The sequence below is a fragment of the Nocardioides cavernae genome (genome assembly GCF_016907475.1).
Lineage (GTDB): Bacteria > Actinomycetota > Actinomycetes > Propionibacteriales > Nocardioidaceae > Nocardioides > Nocardioides cavernae.
The window spans coordinates 2445068-2464651 of the sequence record NZ_JAFBCA010000001.1 but is presented as its reverse complement, the minus strand read 5'-3'; the positions used below and the strand labels follow the sequence as shown (position 1 = coordinate 2464651).

The window sequence follows — 19584 nt, the reverse complement described above, 5'->3', positions numbered from 1 at the left end:
GCGCGCCCACGTCGGACGCCACGCCGGAACCGTGCCTGAGCGTGGGCGCAGGCGCTGCTTCCGTACGATGGGCGGGCCGGATCCTTCCCCGTCTCGCCCCTGGTCCGGCTTGGAGGTCGACCAGTGGAGCCACCCGAGCACGCCCGCGCAACCGCGCCCGGCGCGTCTGGCGACCCCCTGGTCGGACGGCTGCTGGACGGCCGCTACCGCATCCTCGCCCGGGTGGCGCGCGGTGGCATGGCCAGTGTCTACGAGGCCACCGACACCCGGCTCGACCGCACCGTCGCGGTCAAGGTGATGCACCCCGGGCTCGGCGACGACCAGGAGTTCGCCCAGCGCTTCGTGCGTGAGGCGCGCGCCGCCGCCCGCCTCAACCACCCGCACGTCGTGGGTGTCTACGACCAGGGCGACGACACCTCCGACGGCACCGACACGATCTTCCTGGTGATGGAGTACGTCCCGGGCCACACCCTCCGCGACGTCCTGCGCAAGGAGTCCCCGATGCCGCCCGCGCGGGCCCTGGCCCTGCTCGAGCCGGTCATCTCCGCGCTCGCCGCCGCGCACCGGGCCGGACTGGTCCACCGTGACGTGAAGCCGGAGAACGTCCTCATCGCCGACGAGGCGCACGGTGGCACCGTCAAGGTCGCCGACTTCGGCCTCGCGAAGGCGGTCAGTGCCGACACCCAGCACACCGCGACCGGGGGCGTGCTCATCGGCACCGTCTCCTACCTCGCACCGGAGCTGGTCATCGACGGCCGCTCCGACGCCCGGGCCGACGTCTACGCGGCCGGCGTGGTGCTCTACGAGCTGCTGACCGGCAGGAAGCCCCACGAGGGCGAGTCACCGATCCAGGTGGCCTACCGCCACGTCCACCACGACGTGCCGATGCCGTCGCTGGTCGAGCCCGGCATCCCCGACTACGTCGACGCCCTGGTGGCGCGCGCGACCTCCCGCGACCGTGACCAGCGCCCGGCCGACGCCACCGTCCTGCTGCACCACCTCCACCGGGTCGAGCAGGCGCTGCGCGAGGGGCTGGCCTCCGACCCGGAGCTGGCCGCCGACCTGCTGCCTCGGCGCGCGGTGGCGCTCGACCTGCCCCCCTCCACCGACGACACCACCCCCGAGCCCTTCGACGCGGGTGCGCTCGCGCTGCTGACCGAGGTCGACCCGCGCGACTCGGGGCTCGTCGACGACGGCAGCCCCGACCGCACCACGGCCCTCGAGCGGCACCCCGCCCCTCCTGCCGGACGGTCCCGTTCCGACGGCCCGGCCGGTGGCCCCGTCACCGAGCCGATGCGCACCGCGGTCGCTCCCACGGGAGCCGCGACGACCACCCTCCCAGCCGCGCCGACCAACGCGCGACCCACCCCGGGTCGCGCCCCGACCCGGGTGGCGCCGGTCGAGACGACCGCGCGCCGCCGGTCGAGGAAGGGGCCGCTGCTCCTCCTGCTGTCGCTGCTGCTGGTCGGTGGCGTCGCGGCCGGTGCGTGGTGGTTCGGCTGGGAGCGCTACACCACCACCCCCGGCGTCCTGGGCCTCGACGAGGCGGCCGCCACCGTCGAGCTGGAGGACGCCGGACTCCAGGCCGAGGCGGGCGAGCCGGCGTACAGCGAGAACGTCACCGCCGGGCTGGTCATCGCCACCGACCCGGGACCGGGAGGCAAGGTGCTGGACGGCGGCACCGTCACCCTGACCCTGTCGCTGGGCCCGGAGCGCTACGACGTGCCCGACCTCGCCGGGCAGACCGAGGACCAGGCCCAGGACGCGCTCGCCGCGACCAGCCTCGCCTTCGGAGCGAGCAAGGGGCGCTGGAGCGAGACGGTGCCCGAGGGACAGGTCATCCGCACGTCGCCGAAGGCCGGCACCACCCTCAAGCCCGGCGCCACCGTCGACCTCGTGCTCAGCCGCGGCCGCAAGCCGATCGAGGTCAAGGACTGGACGGGCAAGTCGTTCGACGACGCCTCGGCCGCCCTCGAGAAGCGCGGCCTGCAGGTGAGCGTCACCAGCGAGGAGTACAGCGACACCGTCGCCGAGGGCGACGTCATCTCGCAGGACCCGCCGACGGCCAGCCTCTTCCGCGGCGACACGGTGTCGTTCGTGGTCTCCCTCGGCCCCGAGCTGGTCGAGGTGCCGCGGGTGCAGGCGATGGGCGTCGAGGCCGCGACCGAGCTGCTCGAGGGACTCGGCTTCGAGGTCCAGACCAAGGAGTCGGACACCTACCTCGGGCTCGGCTTCGTCGCCAGCTCCGACCCGGGGTCCGGCGAGGAGGTCCCGAAGGGCTCCACGATCACGCTGTTCCTCGTCTGACCACCTAGATTTCGTCCGTGCACGCCGAGCAGAACCGTCGTACGTCCCTGCTCGCGGCGGCCGCCCTGCTCGCCCTGGCGGCGTGCTGGGGCTCGACGTTCTTCATGATCAAGGACCTCCTCGACCGGGTCCCGACGCTCGACTTCCTGGCCCTGCGGTTCGCGATCGCCTCGCTCGCCCTGCTCGTGGTGGCGCCGAAGGCCCTCGGCCGGCTCTCCCCCGTCGTCCGTCGGCACGCGATCGTCCTCGGCCTCCTCTACGGCGTCGCCCAGATCCTCCAGACCGCCGGCCTGGCGCACACCCCCGCGAGCATCAGCGGCTTCGTCACCGGCCTGTACGTCGTGTGCACCCCGCTGCTGGCCGCCGCGATCCTCGGCACCCGGATCCCGCCGATCACCTGGGCGGCCGTCGCGCTCGCGACCGTCGGGCTCGGCGTGCTCGCCCTCAACGGGCTCAGCATCGGCTACGGCGAGCTGATCACGCTCGCGTCGGCGGTGCTCTACGCGCTGCACATCGTCGGGCTCGGCGCGTGGTCGACCGCCCAGGACGCCGTCGGCATGACGATCCTGCAGGTCATGGTGATCGCGGTGGTGTGCACGGTGGCGACGGCGCCCGACGGGATCGTCCTGCCCGACCGGGCCGCGGACTGGTGGTCGGTGCTCTACATGGCGGTGGTGGTCGGCGCGCTCGGCCTGCTCGGCCAGACGTGGGCGCAGGCGCACCTCCCGCCGACGCGCTGCGCGATCATCATGAGCATGGAACCGGTGTTCGCCTCGTTCTTCGCGGTCTGGCTCGGCGGCGAGGACCTCACGGCGCGGCTGCTGCTGGGCGGGTCGATGGTCCTGGTCGCGATGCTGACCGTCGAGCTCGCGCCGCGCCGGGTGGTCGAGGGCGAGGTCCCGCACATCGCCGTGTAGGAACCCCCGTCCCTCGGGTGGAACCCCGCGTGGGTCCGTCCCCCTATCGTGGGGCCCGTGGACACGTGTGTGGCGTGCGGCGCCGAGCTGGGGGTGGGGCGGTTCTGCCTCAACTGTGGGCACCGCATCGGCGCGCCCGCGCCGGTCCGCCTCGAGCAGGCACCCGCTCCGCCGTCGCCGACCGTGACCGCCACAAGGCCGGCCCCCGAGCGTCCGGCTCCGGACGAGGCGTTGCCGGAGCCGTCCGGCTCCGCCGCCGAACCTGCTGCCGACTCCACGGCCGCTTCGACTGTCGTGGACGGCCCCGCGCCGGGCACGGACCGCTCCCCGGCCCCGGTCGACCCGCGCGTCCAGGCGGCCGACCCCACCCCGGTCCCGCCGACCAGTCCGCCCGACGTCGTACCCGACGAACCGGGCCCTCCCCCCTCGCGGCGCCCGACGTGGGACCCCCACGAGGAGCTGCTGCCCTACGAGGAGGTCGACGACGTCGACGGCGACCTTCCGGTGCACGGCCTGGCGTGGCTCGGGTGGGTCCTGGGCGCCGCGCTGCTGGTGGGCCTGGCCTTCCTGCTGCTGCGGGTCTTCGACACCGACGGCGACGAGGTCGCCACCGATCCCGCTGACGGTGCGACCGGCACCTCACAGGCGCCGGACCCGGGCGCCGAGCAGACGGACAGCAGCCCGGAGCCGACGGACGACGGCGGCGAGACACCGACTGGCGTCGGCAAGGCGCTCGACCTGGCGCGCGGCGCGACGTTCGAGGTCCCCGGCACGGCGCCGCCGACCACCGACTTCGACGGCAACCTGGTGGCCTACGAGGCCAGCCAGATGGGCGACGGCAACCCGGCCACGGCGTGGCGCACGGCGGGTGACGCGACCGGGGAGACCATCACGGTCACGCTGACCGAGCCCGGCGTGGTCACCCGGGTCGGACTCGTCAACGGCTATGCCAAGCAGGTCGCCGGCGTCGACTGGTACCCCAACAACCGCCGCATCGTCGCGGTCAGCTGGGGCTTCGACGACGGCTCGTCGATCGAGCAGACCTTCGCCGAGCAACCGGCCATGCAGCGCCTCAAGGTCCCGCCGGTGGAGACCGCGACGGTCACCATCACGATCACCGCCGTGACCCCGCCGGGGCTCGGCAGCCTCGGTCGCGACTACACCGCGATCAGCGAGGTGAGCGTCACCGGCCGGCGAGCCGGCTGAGCACCGCGGCCGCACGCTCGGCGTCCGGGCGCGAGACGTCGAGGTGGGTCACGAGACGTACGGTCCGCGGTCCCACCGCAGCGATGCGCACGCCGTCGGCCGCAGCTCGCTCGACGAACGACGCGGCGTCCGGACGCTCGACGACGACGATGTTGGTGTCGATGTCCTCCGGGTCGAGTCCCAGCGCCTCGCCGAGCAGCCGCGCGTTGGCGTGGTCGTCGGCCAGCCGCTCGACGTGGTGGTCGAGGGCGTACGCACCGGCCGCCGCGAGCACGCCGACCTGACGCATCCCGCCGCCCATCCGCTTGCGCCGCACCCGCGCCTCGGCGATCGCGTCCGCCGAGCCGACCATGAGCGACCCGATCGGGGCGCCCAGGCCCTTGGACAGACACACCGCGAGCACGTCGGTGACCCGGCCGTAGTCCGCCAGCGGCGTCCCGGTGGCGACGTGCGCGTTCCACAACCGCGCGCCGTCGAGGTGGACCTTGGTCTCGTTGGCCTCGGCCCACGACCGCAGCGCCCGCAGGTCCTCGATCGGCAGGACCGCGCCACCGGCGAAGTTGTGGGTGTTCTCGACCGACACCGCGGCCGTGCGGACGAAGAACGGACCCATGTCAGGGGCGTACATCGCCTCGATCGCGGCCAGGTCGAGCTGGCCCCGCTCACCGGTCCAGGTGCGCATGGTGATCCCGCTGATCGCGCCGTGGGCGCCGAGCTCTGCTCGTGCGATGTGCGCCGAGGAGTCGCACAGCACCTCCTCGCCGGGCGACACGACGCTCGCCACGGCGAGCACGTTGGCCATCGAGCCGGTGGGGGTGAACAGCGCGGCCTCGTGGCCGAACATCCCCGCGACCCGCTCCTCCAGCGCCGCGACCGTCGGGTCCTCGCCGTAGACGTCGTCGCCCACCTCCGCACGTGCCATCGCCTCACGCATCGCATCGGTCGGGCGGGTCAGGGTGTCGGAGCGCAGGTCGATCACGGGGCGAACCTACCCGGGGTCAGACGCACACGTCGTACGTGGTCGGCGGTCCGTTGCTCGGATGGGGCGTGACCGTGGTCGTCGACGGCGTGGGGCACGGTGGACCGGTCTGCCCCGAGCCCGGAACGTCCGGAACGTCCGGGTCGTCCGGGGTGTCGGTGCCGTCGAGCTCGGTGACGACGGGCGGTGGCGGGGAGTCGTCGCGAATGAGGTCACGCACCTCGCTCTCGGTCAGCACCGTCCAGGTACCGGCCGGGTCGCGCCGCCAGACGCCGCCGCGTTGGAGCGTGACGATGACGAGGTCGCCCGCGTCGACGCGCAGTGCGGCGACGTCACTGGCCCCGACTGCGGGCGGCGCGTCGTCGCACCCGTCGTCGGTGCCGACGTCCTCGGTGATCCGGTCGCGGTCCGCCTCCGTCAGCTCCGCCTCGCGCGTCCAGGTGCGGCCGCCGTCGGTGGAGGCGTCGACGGCGTCCTCACCGATGAGGCGCCAGCAGCGGCTGCCAAGGCAGGTCCTCGACGACCGGTCGAGGGGGCCGTCGAGCTCGAACGACGCGGTCAGGAAGTCGCCCGAGCGGTCGACGCTGAACCTCGCGCCGGTCAGCTCGCCCACGGCCAGTCGCGTCTCCTCTTGTCGCGGTGGACCGGTGAACTCGCCCCGCACCACGCCGACCGCCTGGTAGCCCTCCGACTCGCTGCACGACGTCGCGCTGGTCGCCAGCACGCCCACTGGCAGGACTGCCACGCCCAGGGCGACGGAGACCGTACGACGCCAACCGGCGCCGTCGGAGCGCGCCGTACGGCGATGGATCGCCCAGGCGGCACAGATCGCGGGCAGTGCGACCAGGTCGGTGACGTCGGCGCGGATGATCGTGGGTGTGCCGAACAGGCTCCACACGGCGCTGGTTGCTGCCGCTCCGACCGCCGACGTCTTGCAGAAGACAAAGCCGACACCCGTCGCGGCCAGGGCGGCCGGTACCGCCCGCGGAACGCGCAGCAGCGTCAGCAACGCCCCGAGCAGCAGCGGTGCGACGACGAGACCGGCGACGTCACTGAGCTTGCCGGTGACCCACCCCGGCCACGCCTGCTTGAGGACGTGGTCGTTGAGGACGAGCACGACGAGGGCGAGCACCGAGCCCGGGTGCGCGAGTGCCCGCAAGGATGTCCTGACGTCCGCCATGGCGAGAGCATGGGGCACGCCGACGCGGAGCGGACCACGACCTGCTCACGATCAGGTCACGAAAAGGGTGCGGCGCGCCGTCGTACGACAATCCCGCCAGCGGTGCGTCCGCCACATCCGGGCGCCGAGAACGTGGCTCAGCCACCGCTCGCCGGTGTGCGGTCGGGCGATCAGGCCTTGCGCAGCATCTCCGCCACGAGGAACGCGAGCTCGAGCGACTGGACCCGGTTGAGGCGGGGGTCGCAGACCGACTCGTAGCGGTGGGCCAGGCCCACCTCGTCGATCTCCTCGCCGCCGCCGACGCACTCGGTGACGTCGTCGCCGGTGAGCTCGACGTGCACGCCGCCGGGCCAGGTGCCGAGGCTGCGGTGCACGTCGAAGAAGCCCTGGACCTCGTCGATGACGTCGTCGAAGCGACGGGTCTTGTAGCCGGAGGACGCCTCGAAGGTGTTGCCGTGCATCGGGTCGCAGACCCAGGCGACGTTGAGGCCCTCGGCGGTGACCTTCTCCACGAGGGCGGGCAGCCCGTCGCGGATCTTGCCGGCGCCGAAGCGGGTGATGAAGGTGAGCCGGCCCGGGGTGTTCTCCGGGTTGAGGCGCGCGGCGTAGGCCAGCGCGTCGTCGGGCGTCGTGGTCGGGCCGAGCTTGATGCCGATCGGGTTCTTGATCTTCGAGAGCAGCTCGACGTGCGGGCCGTCGAGCTGGCGGGTGCGCTCGCCGATCCACACGAAGTGCGCCGAGACGTTGTAGGGCTCGTCGGTGCGCGAGTCGATGCGCGTGAGGGACTGCTCGTACTCGAGCAGGAGCGCCTCGTGGCTGGAGTGGAAGTCGACGCGGTGGAACTCGTCGGGGTCGGCGCCGATCGCCTTCATGAAGGTGAGCGCGCGCTCGATCTCGTCGGCGACCGACTCGTAGCGCTGGCCGAACGGCGAGCTCTGCACGAAGTCGGTGTTCCAGGTGTGCACCTGGCGGAGGTCGGCGTAGCCGCCGGTGACGAACGCGCGGACCAGGTTGAGCGTGGCGGCCGAGGAGTTGTAGACGTCCACCAGCCGCTGCGGGTCGGGGATGCGCGCCTCGGGCGTGAAGTCGTAGCCGTTGACCGCGTCGCCGCGGTAGGCCGGGAGGGTCACCCCGTCGCGGGTCTCCTCGTCGGAGCTGCGCGGCTTGGCGTACTGGCCGGCGAGGCGGCCCAGCTTCACGACGGGAACCGAGGCGGCGTACGTCAGCACGACCGCCATCTGCAGCAGCACGCGCAGCTTGTTGCGGACGTTGTCGGCAGTCACGCCGGCGAAGGTCTCGGCGCAGTCGCCGCCCTGGAGCAGGAAGGCCTCGCCACGCGTCACCGCTGCGATCTTGGCGGTGAGGTCGTCGCACTCACCGGCGAAGACGAGCGGCGGCACGGTCCTCAGTCGGGCCACGGCAGCGTCGACCGCCCCGGAGTCGGGATAGGTCGGCTGCTGCTTCGGCCCGAGGGCGTGCAACTGCTCGAGCGTGGGGATCGCGGTCACCTGACAAGGGTACGGCGCGCGCCCCGCCTCGCCCGAACCGTGACCGCCCCCTGAACGCGTGACGCAGCGCACGCCGGGCGGGGCTCCTCAGTCGCGCGGTGCGAGCACGCCCTCGGCGTCGTCCACGCGCAGCCCTCCCGAACGGGTGCGGCTGGCGACGAGGGTGCCGGTGACGACGGACGCGTCGGGGTAGCTGATGTGACCGGGCGCCCCCTGGCGCGACGTGGTCCAGAGCCGGTCCTCGAACCCGATCTCCCCGCGGAACTGGTGGTTCTCCAGCACCAGTCGGTCTGCGGTGGCCTGGCCGAGGACGTACGACGCCTCACCGCGGTAGAGGAGCGAGCCGTGCGACACCTGCAGGATGCCGTCACGCTCGTGGACCGTCTGGTCGTGCACCTCTCCGCTCAGGTAGACGTCGACGCCGCCGTCGACCATCGCCTTCCACAGGTCGGAGCGCACGCCCTTCTCGTAGACGAGGTTGCTGGAGTTGCGGACGCGCACCTTCGGGGTCATCGGGACGTGTCCCTGGACCATCACCCACGGCACGTCGTCCTTGCGGGCCTGGCGGAGGACACCCTTCAGCCAGCGCAGCTGCGCGGGGGCGACGGACATGTGCACGTCACCGCCCCGGCGTTCGAAGACGTCGAGCGTGACGAGCAGGACGTCCGCGTCGAGGCGTACGGCGTAGGCGGTGCGGCGGGCCTGCCCGGAGGGCCGGTCGGCGAACCGAGGCGCTCCGCCCCCGCCCGTCAGCATGTGGTCGGCATAGATCCGCTTGAACTCGGGCACGTGGCGGCGCTTGAAGTCGATCCACGGGTCCTTGCGGGCCCGCCACGGGTCGTCACCGATCTCGTGGTCGCCGAGGGCGGGGTAGGTCGTGAGGCCGCGGTCCTCGAACCGCTCGCGCCAGGCGGGGTAGTAGACGTCCGCGGCGCGGCGCCAGGCCCGGAGGCGCTGGGTCTGGGTCCGCACCGGCCCGAAGACGCCGGTGCGAGCGTCATCGCGGCCCCAGCGTCCCTCGACCAGGTCGCCCGCCACGAGGACGTCGTCGGTGCCGTGCGACGCCATCTCGTCGATCACGTGGTCCAGGGCCGCGTCGTACGCGGCGTTGGTGGAGTTCGCGACCTCCCCCGTGCGCTTGTCGACGAACTGCTTGCGCCCGTCGGCGGTGAGGTCGGCGACGTCCTGGTTGAGGAAGTCGGGGGCCGAGACGAACCGGTAGGCCCCGGTCAGCTCGGGGGCCGCCGGCACGGTCGGCCGGTCCCGCGGCCCGAGTTCGGCGGCCGGCTTCCCGGGGGCGTGCGTGGGGTCGGCGCTGGGCTCGACCGGCGGCACGGTGAAGGTGAGCGCAGGGGGGTCGGAGTCCGGGACGGCGCTCGCGGAAGGCGCGGAAGGCGCGACCGTCGAGCAGCCGATCGCGCCGGCCAACAACATCGCCAGCACGGGCCCCACAGGTCGTTTGGTCACCCGCCCCACCGTAGACGGCAGGGCCCACACACGCGTGCGTGACCCCGCCGTGTCGGCGGGGTGCCTCACTCGAGGTGGTCGATGTCGCGGAAGCCGGTCTTCTTGGCGCGCACGCCGCGGTTGGTGAGCCAGGTCAGCGCCCAGAGGACCACGCCGACGGCGAGCAGCCCTGCCGCGATCTTGTACTGGACCATGTCGGCCTCGAGCCGCGCCCACGGACCGAGGAGGTAGCCGCAGCAGATGGCACCGATGACGGGCAGCACCGACGGTGCGCGGAAGGCGCCCTCGGGGGTCGGGTCGCGGCGCAGGATCAGGCACGCGATGTTGACGATGGTGAACACGGCCAGCAGCAGGAGGGCCGTGGTGCCCGACAGCGCCCCGACCACGGAGGACTCCGAGTCGAGGGTGACCACGGTGATCAGCCCGAGCGCGAGGGCGGTGGTGAAGATGATCGCGGTCCACGGCGAGCGACGACCCGGGAGCACCCTGCCGAGGGAGCGCGGCAGCACGTCCTGCTGGGCCATGCCGTAGATGAGGCGGCTCGCCATCAGCATGTTGATCAGGGCCGTGTTGGCGACCGCGAACACGGTGAGGAACGGGAAGATGTTGTCGATCGGCAGGTCGGGCGCCCCGATCTTGACGACGTCGAGCAGGATCCCGGCCTCGGCGTTGGTGGGCTCGGCGATCTGCCCGGCCGGGATGACCGCGACGACCGAGATCGCGACCAGCATGTAGATCACGACGGCGATGCCCAGGCCGGTCAGCATCGTGCGCGGGAAGATCTTCAGCGGGTCCTGGGTCTCCTCCACCATGTTGACCGAGTCCTCGAAGCCCACCATCGAGAAGAACGCGATGGCCGTGGCGATGGTGACCGCCATGAAGAGGCCCTTGTCGTCCGGGCTCTCGAAGACGGTGACCCGGGAGAGGTCGCCGTCACCGCGGGCGATCACCCAGATCCCGATGCCGATGACGATGGCGAGGGCCGTCATCTCGACGAGCGTCAGCAGCACGTTGAACTTCACGCTCTCGCCGACGCCGCGCAGGTTGATCGCGGCGAGCACGAGCATGAACACCAGTGCGGTGAGCAGGGTCGTGCTGGAGCTGGGGTCGTCGTTGCCGAAGCCGATGAGCAGGTTGGCCGCCAGCAGGTTGGACGACGTCGAGGCGCTGGTGATGCCCGAGCAGACCACGGTGAAGGCCACCAGGAAGGTGATGAAGTGGATGCCGAACGCCTTGTGCGTGTAGAGCGCTGCACCGGCGGCCTGGGGGTACTTGGTGACCAGCTCCAAGTAGCTGAAGGCGGTGACGGTCGCGACCGCGAACGCCACCAGGAACGGCAGCCAGGCGATCCCGCCCACCTGGCCGGCGAGCTTTCCGGTGACGGCGTACACGCCGGCGCCGAGGATGTCACCGACGATGAAGAGCAGCAGCAGCTTGGGGCCGAGGACCCTCTTGAGGTCGGTGTCCTCCGGTCCGTTGACGTCCTGCTGCTCGGCTTCCGTCGCGCTCATCGAGACTCCCCTCATCGGCCCGCGCATCGCACGGCGCCTACTCACAATGGACTTGCCGCGGGGGCGTGGCAACCACCGGAGCACTCGGACAACGTCGTGTCGGCGCCGGGGTCACGCCAGAAGGGGTGAGGCGAGCCCGGAGGGGTGGGGTGGGACGCACTTCCGGGCTTGTATCGATCCAACTACCCTGCTCCCCATGCCGAAGCGTGTTGCGATCCTGACCGCGGGCGGATACGCCCCGTGCCTGTCGTCCGCGGTGGGCGCCCTCATCGAGACGTACGACGCCACCGACCCCGACATCGAGCTGATCGCCTACCGGCACGGCTACCACGGCCTGCTCACCGGCAACAGCATCACCATCGGCGCCGAGGAGCGGGCCGGCGCCGCACTGCTGCACCGCTTCGGCGGCAGCCCGATCGGCAACAGCAGGGTCAAGCTCACGAACGACGTCAACTGCCGCCGACGCGGCCTGATCGGCGAGGACGAGACCGCGCTCGAGGTGGCAGCGGCCCGGCTGCAGGCCGACGGGGTGGACGTCCTTCACACCATCGGCGGCGACGACACCAACACCGCGGCGGCCGACCTGGCGGCGTACCTCGCGACCCAGGGCTCGAAGCTGACGGTCGTCGGGCTGCCCAAGACCATCGACAACGACATCGTGCCCATCCGCCAGAGCCTCGGCGCGCAGACGGCGGCCCAGCAGGCGTCACGGTTCGCGCAGAACGTGCTCGCCGAGCACGGCTCCAACCCGCGGATGCTCATCGTCCACGAGGTCATGGGCCGCGCCAGCGGCTGGCTGACCGCCGCAGCCGCGCGCGACTACATGGCGTGGCACGCCGAGCAGGAGTGGCTCCCCGGCATCGGGCTCGACGGCCGGAAGTGGGCGATCCACGCGGTCTACGTGCCGGAGCTCGCGATCGACCTCGCGGCGGAGGCCGACCGGCTGCGAGGGGTCATGGACGAGATCGGCTGCGTCAACATCTTCCTCGCCGAGGGCGCCGGCATCGACGACATCGTCGCCGACCTGGAGGCGTCGGGCGAGACCGTCGAGCGCGACCCGTTCGGGCACGTCCAGATCGACACCATCAACCCGGGCCGCTACTTCGCCGACCGGTTCTCCGAGGCGATCGGCGCCGAGAAGAAGATGGTGCAGAAGTCGGGCTACTTCTCCCGCTCCGCGCCCGCCAACGACACCGACCTCGCCCTCATCCGCGAGATGGCCGAGCTCGCCGTCGCGTGCGCCCTCGACGGCACGCCGGGCGTGATCGGCCACGACGAGGAGCACGACGACGAGCTGCGCGCGATCGAGTTCGAGCGGATCGCCGGGCACAAGCCGTTCGACGCCGAGCAGGCGTGGTTCACCGGCCTGCTCGCCGACATCGGCCAGGACGCCGGGCGGCCATGACGGCTCACGCCGCCTCCGGGGCCTCCTCCTCGACCCGGTTGGTCACCCGCCGGCCCGCCGCCGGAAGGACCTGCGGCAGCCGCTGCAGGTACGCCGCACTGGCGAGCGCGACCAGCGCCAGGACCCACCACAACGTGGTCTGGCCGTGGGCGAGGAGCCAGGTGAACGCCACCGGCGTCACCGCTCCCCCGAGCCCCCAGCTGAGCTGGAACAGGCCGAGGTAGCGGCCGCGGAGGTGGTCGGGTGCGGCCTCGGCCGCGGTCGCGCTGAAGACCGGCCCACCGGTGAGCTCGCCGGCGGTGTAGATCGCCGCTCCGACGAGCATCACCACGATCGCCAGCCAGACCGGGAGCCAACCGGCGACGACGAACAGGGCGTAGGCGACGACGAAGGTCAGCTGCGCCAGGCCCATCATCCGGGCGCGCACGCGCCCGGTCATGCGGCGTACGACGAGCCCCTGGCCGAGGCCGACCAGCGTCGTGTTGAGCGTGAAGATCGCCCCCACCACCCATCCGGGCAGGTCGATCGTCTCGGCGACGTAGACCGGCAGGGCGAAGTTGAGCACCATCATCCCGGCCACGAAGCCGAGCTGCCCGAGCACGAGCCGCAGGTAGGCGGTGTCGCGCAGCACCACTCCCCAGCCCTCGACCGGGGCGTCGGCGGGATGCACCACTCGGTGGTCGGGCACGTCGAGCAGCAGGACGAAGGCGACCACGAAGGTGACCGCGTTGACGACCACCACCGACTGGTAGGCGACGTCGGTGCCGACCTGCAGCGCGAGGCCGGCGAGCACCCCACCGACCGAGTAGCCGAGATTGCGCACGGCCTGCAGGAAGCCGAACCACAGCTCCCGCTCCCCCGGGGCCGAGATCGCGGTGACGACGTTGCCGAAGGAGCCCCAGAAGGACTGGCGCCCGAGGTTGAGCAGCGCCGTCCACAGCGCGACCGCGAGCAGCGAGTCGGCCCACAGGTAGGCCGCCATGCCGGCCGCCTGGACGAGGTTGCCGATGAGCATCATCTTCCTCGGGCCGAACCGGTCGACGAGGCTGCCGATGACGAACGCACCGGGCATGGTCAGCACCGCGGACAGCGACAGCGCGGACCCGACCTGCACGAGGGACAGGTCGGTCATCGCGAGGAAGTAGAGCAGCGTGATCGGCATGAACAGCCCGCTGCCGACGGTGTCGGCGACGATCGCCGCGACGAAGCGGCGGTGCTCCCCCACGCGGGGGAATCCGAGACGAGTCAGCACAGGCGCATCCTCGCACCGGGGTCGGACGATCACGTGCCCCCGACCCTCGACGAGGTGGGTCTCGGTACGTCCCGTCACGACCTCGCAGGCTCGGTCGTGGGGCCACTCGACCTACCTCCCACGCAGCGGGCCCTCGTTCCTCGCGCCCGCTATGTTTCGGCACATGACCTTCTCGATCGTGGCCCGGTCCGACGACGGCGAGTCGTGGGGCGTCGCCGTGGCCTCCAAGTTCCTGGCCGTCGGGTCCGCCGTGCCGGCAGCGGCGGCCGGGGTCGGCGCCATCGCCACGCAGGCGGACGCCAACCTCGCCTTCAAGTACCTCGGCCTGGCGCACCTCGACGACGGCGCGACCGCGCAGGTCGCCCTCGACCGGCTGGTCGAGGAGGACGAGGGCCGCGAGCACCGACAGGTGGGCGTCGTCGACTCCGACGGCAACGCCGCGACGTGGACCGGCTCCGAGTGCTTCGCCTGGGCCGGCGGGGCGACCGGGCGCAGCGGCGAGCGTGGCGGCTACGCGATCCAGGGCAACATCCTCACCGGACCCGAGGTGGTCGAGGCAATGGAGCGCGCGTGGATCGCGGCCGAGGACCAGCCCGTCGAGCGACGCCTGCTCGCGGCGCTGGCCGCCGGCGACGACGCGGGAGGTGACAGCCGCGGCCGCCAGTCGGCGGCACTGCTCGTCGTACGCGACGGGGCCGGCTACGGCGGGCACGACGACGTGGCCGTCGACCTGCGCGTCGACGACCACGCCGACCCGGTCACGGAGCTCGCCCGGTTGGTCGACCTCAACGAGCTCTACCTGACGGCGTCGACCCCCGAGGAGCAGGTGCCGGTCGACGACGCGCTGATGATCGAGCTGGAGTCGCTGGCCAAGGCCGAGGGCAAGGACAGCTTCCACATGTGGGTCGGCTCGGAGAACTACGAGATGCGGGTCGACTCCGGTGCTCGGCCGGCGTGGATCGACCGGCGCATCCTCGAGATCATCCGAGGCGAGGACGCATGAGCGAGCGGAGCGAGCGAATCATTCAGCGCAGTGCTGGTCGTGCCTCGTGCGCGCACGGAGCGAAGCGAGTACGGGCATGAGCATCCTGGCGATCGACGCCGGCACCACCGGCGTGACAGCCGTCGTCGTCACCCCCGACGGCCGCATCCAGGCGAAGGGCTACCAGGAGTTCCGGCAGCACTTCCCGCAGCCCGGCTGGGTCGAGCACTCCGCCGAGGAGATCTGGCAGGCCACCCTGGAGGCGACGCGCGAGGTGCTGACCAAGGTCGACCAGTCCGAGCTCACCGCGGTCGGCATCACCAACCAGCGCGAGACCGTCGTCCTGTGGGACCGCGAGACGCTCGGCTCGCCCCGCCGCGCCATCGTGTGGCAGGACCGTCGTACCGCCGACATCTGCGACCGGCTGCGCGCCGACGGCCACGAGGACCGCGTCGCCGAGCTCACCGGCCTGCGCCTCGACCCCTACTTCTCCGGCACCAAGCTGATGTGGCTGGCCGAGAACGAGCCGCACACGTGGGCGCTGGTGGAGTCGGGACGGTACGCCGTCGGCACGGTCGACTCCTACCTCATCGCCCGGATGACGCGCGGCACCTGGCACGTCACCGACGTGTCCAACGCCTGCCGCACCCTGCTGCTCGACCTCGTGTCGGGTGAGTGGTCCGACGAGCTGTGCGAGCTCTTCGGCGTGCCCCGTGACGCCCTCCCCGACCTGGTCCCCAACTGGGGCGAGATCGCGCCGACCGACCCCGCGGTCTTCCTCGGGCTCTCGCTCCCGATCGCAGGCGTCGCCGGCGACCAGCAGTCCGCGCTCTTCGGGCAGACGTGCTTCGAGGAGGGCGAGTCCAAGTGCACCTACGGCACGGGCTCGTTCATCCTCACCAACACCGGCACCCGGGTGGTGCGCAGCGACGCCGGCCTGCTGTCGACCGCGGCCTGGCGCTCACCCGACGGCGAGCTCACCTACGCCCTCGAGGGCGCCATCTTCGTGACCGGGGCGGCGGTCCAGTGGCTGCGCGACGGGCTGCAGATCGTCGGCAACGCCGCGGAGACGGCGGCGATCGCTGCGACCGTCGACGACACCGACGGGGTGGTGTTCGTCCCCGCGCTGACGGGGCTCGGCGCGCCCCACTGGGACCCTCACGCCCGCGGCACCATCCTCGGCATCACCCGCGGCACCACCCGTGCCCACCTCGTGCGGGCGACGCTCGAGGGGATCGCCTTCGAGGTCCGTGACGTGCTCGAGACGCTGCCCGAGCTCACCACGCTCCGCGTGGACGGCGGGGCGGCGGAGAACGACTTCCTCTGCCAGCTCCAGGCCGACCAGGTCGGTCGCGCGGTGGAGCGCCCGGAGATCGTCGAGACGACGGCGCTGGGCGCCGCGTTCCTCGCCGGGCTGGGCACGGGCGTGTGGGGGTCGACCGACGACCTGCGGGACACGTGGGCGCTCGACCGGCGCTTCGAGCCCGGTGGCGACCGTGCGGCGCTCGACGCGTCGTACGCCCGCTGGACCGACGCGGTGGAGCGGTCGAAGGGCTGGGCGGACTAGAGCCCGTCGGGGGCCTGTCTCACCAACCGGGTGGCGGCTGCACGTCCTCGAGCGAGGCGTCGGGTGACCAGAAGCCGAGCTCTGCAATGTTGTCGAGCAACTGATGGGGGTTCGCCGCGTCGCTGAACTCCAGACTGACCCGCTCCGTGCTCGTCGGGACGTAGGCCGTGAGGTCGTTCATGCCCTGCATGGGCACAGCCATGTCCTGGTCGTCGATGACAGTGACCTCGACCCGCATTCCGTCATCCTTGAACCAGTACCTCGAGCCGACGCCCATCGATCCCGACCCGGGATGGTCAAAACTCTCAACCGGTCGCGGCCGAGCTCCCTTGACCAACTCGAAGCCAGCCTCCTCAAGGGCGCGGATCACGTCCTCGCTCTCGCCCTCGTTGACCAGGTAGTCCGCCGACAGCCGCGGACAGCCGAGCAGGCTTCGAGAACCGAAGGCACACCAGGACCCACCGAGCTCCCAGATCGTGGGATCCACAATGCCCCCGTCGTACCCGACACGATCGAAGGCCTCCCGGACTTCTGCGCGGGTCGTGACCGCCGGCCAGTACGCAGCGCTGAGAGCCACCGTCCCCCAGACGAGCGCGGCAACAACAGCGGTTGCGCGCATGAGCGCACGAGGCCACCAGAGAGCAGCGGCCGAGCACCCGGCGAGGCCGGCGATCAGGACTGCACAGCCGGGAAGCCACTTCCAGGCCCCCGCCACACCGATCTCGACCAGCCAGATCACGGTGAGTGGAACGAGGAGTGCCCCAATACAGGAGCCCAGGATCCTGGCCGAAGCGACCAACAGCTTCACCCCGGACTCCCTCCCCTGATTGCAGCCGCAAGTCTGGGGCATGGCACCGGCCGGCCGCACCGGAATGACGGGGCCGGTCGTGACATCGTCGTTTTCGAGCGGAGTCAGAGCCGATCGCGAGCCTCGCGAGCGGCGTCGACCTCCGACCGCGCCTCGTCGACGGCCTCCTCGACCTCGGCCTGCGCGGCCTCGGCCTCGGCGAGCTCGTCGTCGACCTCTTCCAGCGTGTCCTCGAGGGCCGCGATCTGGCTGCGGAGCTCGTCGATCTCGGACTGGACCTGCAGGGTCCGCGCCTGCAGCTTCTCCACCGCCCTACGCGCGGCCCGGTGCTCCTTCTCGTGCTCCTTGAGCAGGGCACGTGCGTCGGCGAGGCGCTCGTCGGCAGCCGCCCGGGCCTTCACGTCGGCGTCGGGATCGGGTACGACGTGGAGCTGGGGCCGCTGCGTCGGGTCGGGGGCCGGGGCAGGTCGGGCCTTCGCGCTGAAGCCGAGCGCCTCGGGCAGCGCCACGGCACCGCTGAGGTCGAGGTCTCCGAGCCCGGTCGCGGACAACGACGTCACCAGCAGCCCGCTGCGGACGGCACGCGCGGCGTCCGGCTCCAGCATCGCGGCGGTGAGGGTCGCCTCCACCTGCTCGGCGACGGACTCGGTCGTCCGGACCCCCTCCTCGCGCGCCATCCGGCGCGCGGCAGTGGTCACCGTCGCGGTCAGCTGTCGTCGCTGCTTGGTGAACTCCCGCAGCTGGGTGGCGTCGAGGTTCTCCTGCGCCTCCCGCAGGGCCTCCCCCACGGCCAGCACCTGGTCCACCTGGTCTGGGTCGCGACGCACCAGCAGGTTGACCACCCACGCCGCGGCCGAAGCCTTGCGCAGCCCCTTGATCGAGGCCGCGAGGGCCTTGTCCGTCTTGTGCTCCTTGACCAGCGCGTCGCGGGCAGGCGTGAAGTCCGCGAGGGGCAGGGCGTAGAGGTCGTCGGCGATCTCCAGCAGCGGGTCGGCGTCCGGCATGCCCCGATCCTAGGGAGCGGCGTACTCCATCTCGGTCGGGTACGGCGCCCAGGGGCATTCCTGGGTGACCCCGGTCGGGGTCCAGCCCAGCGACTCGTAGAGCCCGCGCGCCCGTCCGTTCGCCTCCAGCACCCACAGCCGTCGCGCCCCGGCGGCCTCGGCCCGGAGGAAACCCTCGCGCCCCAGCCCGGCGCTCCAGTAGTCGGGACGGACCGCCAGGTGCCGCAGCGTGGCACCGTCGTGGGCGGCAAGGACGACCATCCCTCGATCGTCCTCGACCACCTCGACCGTCACCTCCGGGTCGTCGAGGAGCAGCGCCCAACGCGCCAGCACGTCGTCGTCTGGGTAGGGCAGCTCGCCGAACACGTGCGCCAGCCCGGTCAGGCTCGCGATGCGCTCCAGGTCGCGCAGCGCGACGGCGTCCTCCGTCGTCGCGCGACGCCAGGTCCTCGTCCCGCGGTCGCTCATGGCCGCCCCGCCTCGTCCCAGGCCCGGTGGGAGGCCTGCGTCCGTGCCCACAGCGCCGGCCACTCGTCGTCGGTGACGTCGTCGACCGACACCAGCAGGTCGTCGATCAGCGCGCCGCGCCAGTCGTCGTACGACGTCAGGTCGTGCTGGTCCTTCGACGTCGGTGTCATCACGTGGTGCACCAGGCCGCGGACCGTGCGCTGCTGCGGTCCGTCGATGCGCTGGGCGACGACCACGCGCCGGAACGGCGACTCCGAGCCGCCGCTCAGGGTCGCGTGCGCGGTCCCGATAGCGTCCTCGGCGTGGTCGCGGGAGGTGACCACCATCCCTCGCAGCACCCCACCGGGCAGGTGTCGGTAGGTCCAGGCCGCGGGCCCCGTCGGGCGCCCTGCCGCCTGGGCGCCGTAGCCGGCCCCGATCCCGAACGACCAGCCGTCGACGACGTGGTCGCCCCGGACCAGCGGCAAGGGCTCGGAGAACCCCTCACCGAGGCCGGCGTCAGCCCACCAGTGCCCGCCGGGGTTGTCACCGGTGGGCAGCCCGGAGACGACGAGAACGAGGTGGTTGAGCACGGTGCCGAGCTCGTCCTCAGGACGAGCCCAGACGTGGCCGTGCCGCCGGCTGAGGGCGAACCCGAGCCCTTCGAGCAGCCAGCCGAGGGCGCCGTTCTGCTGGAAGCAGTAACCCACCCTGCCGCCGGTGGCGGCACGAGCGGCACATGCGGCCGGGTCGATCGAGTCGGGCCGGCCCAGCATGATGGACAGGTTGTCGTAGGGGATGTGCGCGACGTGGGCCCGGTGCAGCACGCGCAGGTCCTCGATCGTCGGCTGCGGGACTGAGCCCAACCCGACGCGGGTGAGGTAACCCTCGACGGTCCTGTCGACGTCCATGCCGCTGCCTTCCGCCCTGCGCGTCACCCCGGTCTCCACGGCTCAACCCTAGGCGTGTCGGTGCGGACGGACGTACCCCATATCGGGGTTGAGGCGGCTGACCCCGGGGTGTTCAGGTGAGGGCCGGCGTTCC

General features: G+C 72.1%; 16 protein-coding genes. 6 read left to right on the top strand and 10 right to left on the bottom strand.

Features of this window, described 5'->3' with window-relative positions:
- The first annotated feature begins 123 nt into the window (after positions 1 to 123).
- Genes JOD65_RS11505 through JOD65_RS11495 form a run of 3 tightly spaced genes read left to right on the top strand, consistent with a single transcriptional unit; the run spans position 124 to position 4430 of the window.
- Entirely contained in the window at positions 124 to 2307 is a 2184-nt protein-coding gene (locus JOD65_RS11505) for a Stk1 family PASTA domain-containing Ser/Thr kinase (RefSeq protein WP_191196878.1), read from the top strand.
- A 17-nt stretch (positions 2308 to 2324) separates the two neighbouring features.
- The gene (locus JOD65_RS11500) at positions 2325 to 3224 is read left to right on the top strand and encodes a DMT family transporter (RefSeq protein WP_307821107.1); all 900 of its coding nucleotides are present in this window, start codon (positions 2325 to 2327) and stop codon (positions 3222 to 3224) included.
- A 57-nt stretch (positions 3225 to 3281) separates the two neighbouring features.
- Entirely contained in the window at positions 3282 to 4430 is a 1149-nt protein-coding gene (locus JOD65_RS11495; RefSeq protein ID WP_191196877.1) for an NADase-type glycan-binding domain-containing protein, read from the top strand.
- Here the strand turns inward: JOD65_RS11495 and JOD65_RS11490 are convergent.
- The 5 genes from JOD65_RS11490 to JOD65_RS11470 form a co-directional block, all read right to left on the bottom strand.
- Positions 4408 to 5409, bottom strand: coding sequence for a threonine aldolase family protein (locus JOD65_RS11490; RefSeq protein WP_191196876.1), 1002 nt, complete (start codon positions 5407 to 5409; stop codon positions 4408 to 4410). The genes JOD65_RS11495 and JOD65_RS11490 overlap by 23 nt on opposite strands.
- Positions 5410 to 5428: 19 nt before the next feature.
- Entirely contained in the window at positions 5429 to 6589 is a 1161-nt protein-coding gene (locus JOD65_RS11485; protein ID WP_191196875.1) for a hypothetical protein, read from the bottom strand.
- Positions 6590 to 6759: 170 nt separating this feature from the next.
- Positions 6760 to 8097, bottom strand: coding sequence for a class II 3-deoxy-7-phosphoheptulonate synthase (locus JOD65_RS11480; protein ID WP_191196874.1), 1338 nt, complete (start codon positions 8095 to 8097; stop codon positions 6760 to 6762).
- Positions 8098 to 8184: 87 nt separating this feature from the next.
- The gene (locus tag JOD65_RS11475) at positions 8185 to 9564 is read right to left on the bottom strand and encodes a metallophosphoesterase (RefSeq protein WP_191196873.1); all 1380 of its coding nucleotides are present in this window, start codon (positions 9562 to 9564) and stop codon (positions 8185 to 8187) included.
- 65 nt (positions 9565 to 9629) lie between these two features.
- Positions 9630 to 11075 (bottom strand): APC family permease, encoded by a 1446-nt coding sequence (locus tag JOD65_RS11470; RefSeq protein ID WP_191196872.1) that lies wholly within the window; start codon positions 11073 to 11075, stop codon positions 9630 to 9632.
- 196 nt (positions 11076 to 11271) lie between these two features.
- Here JOD65_RS11470 and JOD65_RS11465 point away from each other — a divergent pair, with 196 nt between their 5' ends.
- Complete coding sequence (locus JOD65_RS11465; protein ID WP_191196871.1) at positions 11272 to 12480, top strand: pyrophosphate--fructose-6-phosphate 1-phosphotransferase; 1209 nt, start codon at positions 11272 to 11274, stop codon at positions 12478 to 12480.
- 4 nt (positions 12481 to 12484) lie between these two features.
- On the opposite strand, the gene JOD65_RS11460 is transcribed toward JOD65_RS11465, so the two are convergent.
- The gene (locus JOD65_RS11460) at positions 12485 to 13732 is read right to left on the bottom strand and encodes an MFS transporter (protein WP_204811120.1); all 1248 of its coding nucleotides are present in this window, start codon (positions 13730 to 13732) and stop codon (positions 12485 to 12487) included.
- A gap of 163 nt (positions 13733 to 13895) precedes the next feature.
- Here JOD65_RS11460 and JOD65_RS11455 point away from each other — a divergent pair, with 163 nt between their 5' ends.
- Positions 13896 to 14735 carry a DUF1028 domain-containing protein gene (locus JOD65_RS11455; RefSeq protein ID WP_191196870.1) on the top strand — a complete coding sequence of 280 codons (840 nt, stop codon included), beginning with the start codon at positions 13896 to 13898 and terminating at the stop codon, positions 14733 to 14735.
- A gap of 76 nt (positions 14736 to 14811) precedes the next feature.
- Positions 14812 to 16281, top strand: a complete 1470-nt coding sequence (gene glpK / locus JOD65_RS11450; protein ID WP_191196869.1) for a glycerol kinase GlpK — start codon at positions 14812 to 14814, stop codon at positions 16279 to 16281.
- Between the two features lie 19 nt (positions 16282 to 16300).
- Here the strand turns inward: glpK and JOD65_RS11445 are convergent, their stop codons facing one another.
- The 4 genes from JOD65_RS11445 to JOD65_RS11430 form a co-directional block, all read right to left on the bottom strand.
- Entirely contained in the window at positions 16301 to 17089 is a 789-nt protein-coding gene (locus tag JOD65_RS11445; RefSeq protein ID WP_191196868.1) for a hypothetical protein, read from the bottom strand.
- A 104-nt stretch (positions 17090 to 17193) separates the two neighbouring features.
- Positions 17194 to 18093: a hypothetical protein gene (locus JOD65_RS11440; RefSeq protein ID WP_191196867.1), complete on the bottom strand. Its 900-nt coding sequence runs from the start codon at positions 18091 to 18093 to the stop codon at positions 17194 to 17196.
- Between the two features lie 9 nt (positions 18094 to 18102).
- Entirely contained in the window at positions 18103 to 18561 is a 459-nt protein-coding gene (locus tag JOD65_RS11435) for a GNAT family N-acetyltransferase (RefSeq protein WP_191196866.1), read from the bottom strand.
- Positions 18558 to 19451 carry an arylamine N-acetyltransferase family protein gene (locus tag JOD65_RS11430; RefSeq protein ID WP_191196865.1) on the bottom strand — a complete coding sequence of 298 codons (894 nt, stop codon included), beginning with the start codon at positions 19449 to 19451 and terminating at the stop codon, positions 18558 to 18560. The genes JOD65_RS11435 and JOD65_RS11430 overlap by 4 nt, the downstream gene beginning before the upstream one ends.
- Between the last annotated feature and the right edge of the window lie 133 nt (positions 19452 to 19584).

What these genes read in the sequence shown, in the direction of transcription:
- JOD65_RS11485 (WP_191196875.1), bottom strand. Translation starts at nt 6,589, where the DNA reads ATGGCGGACGTCAGGACATCCTTGCGGGCACTCGCGCACCCGGGCTCG.
- JOD65_RS11470 (WP_191196872.1), bottom strand. Translation starts at nt 11,075, where the DNA reads ATGAGCGCGACGGAAGCCGAGCAGCAGGACGTCAACGGACCGGAGGAC.
- JOD65_RS11465 (WP_191196871.1), top strand. Translation starts at nt 11,272, where the DNA reads ATGCCGAAGCGTGTTGCGATCCTGACCGCGGGCGGATACGCCCCGTGC.
- JOD65_RS11455 (WP_191196870.1), top strand. Translation starts at nt 13,896, where the DNA reads ATGACCTTCTCGATCGTGGCCCGGTCCGACGACGGCGAGTCGTGGGGC.
- glpK (WP_191196869.1), top strand. Translation starts at nt 14,812, where the DNA reads ATGAGCATCCTGGCGATCGACGCCGGCACCACCGGCGTGACAGCCGTC.
- JOD65_RS11440 (WP_191196867.1), bottom strand. Translation starts at nt 18,093, where the DNA reads ATGCCGGACGCCGACCCGCTGCTGGAGATCGCCGACGACCTCTACGCC.
- JOD65_RS11435 (WP_191196866.1), bottom strand. Translation starts at nt 18,561, where the DNA reads ATGAGCGACCGCGGGACGAGGACCTGGCGTCGCGCGACGACGGAGGAC.
- JOD65_RS11430 (WP_191196865.1), bottom strand. Translation starts at nt 19,451, where the DNA reads ATGGACGTCGACAGGACCGTCGAGGGTTACCTCACCCGCGTCGGGTTG.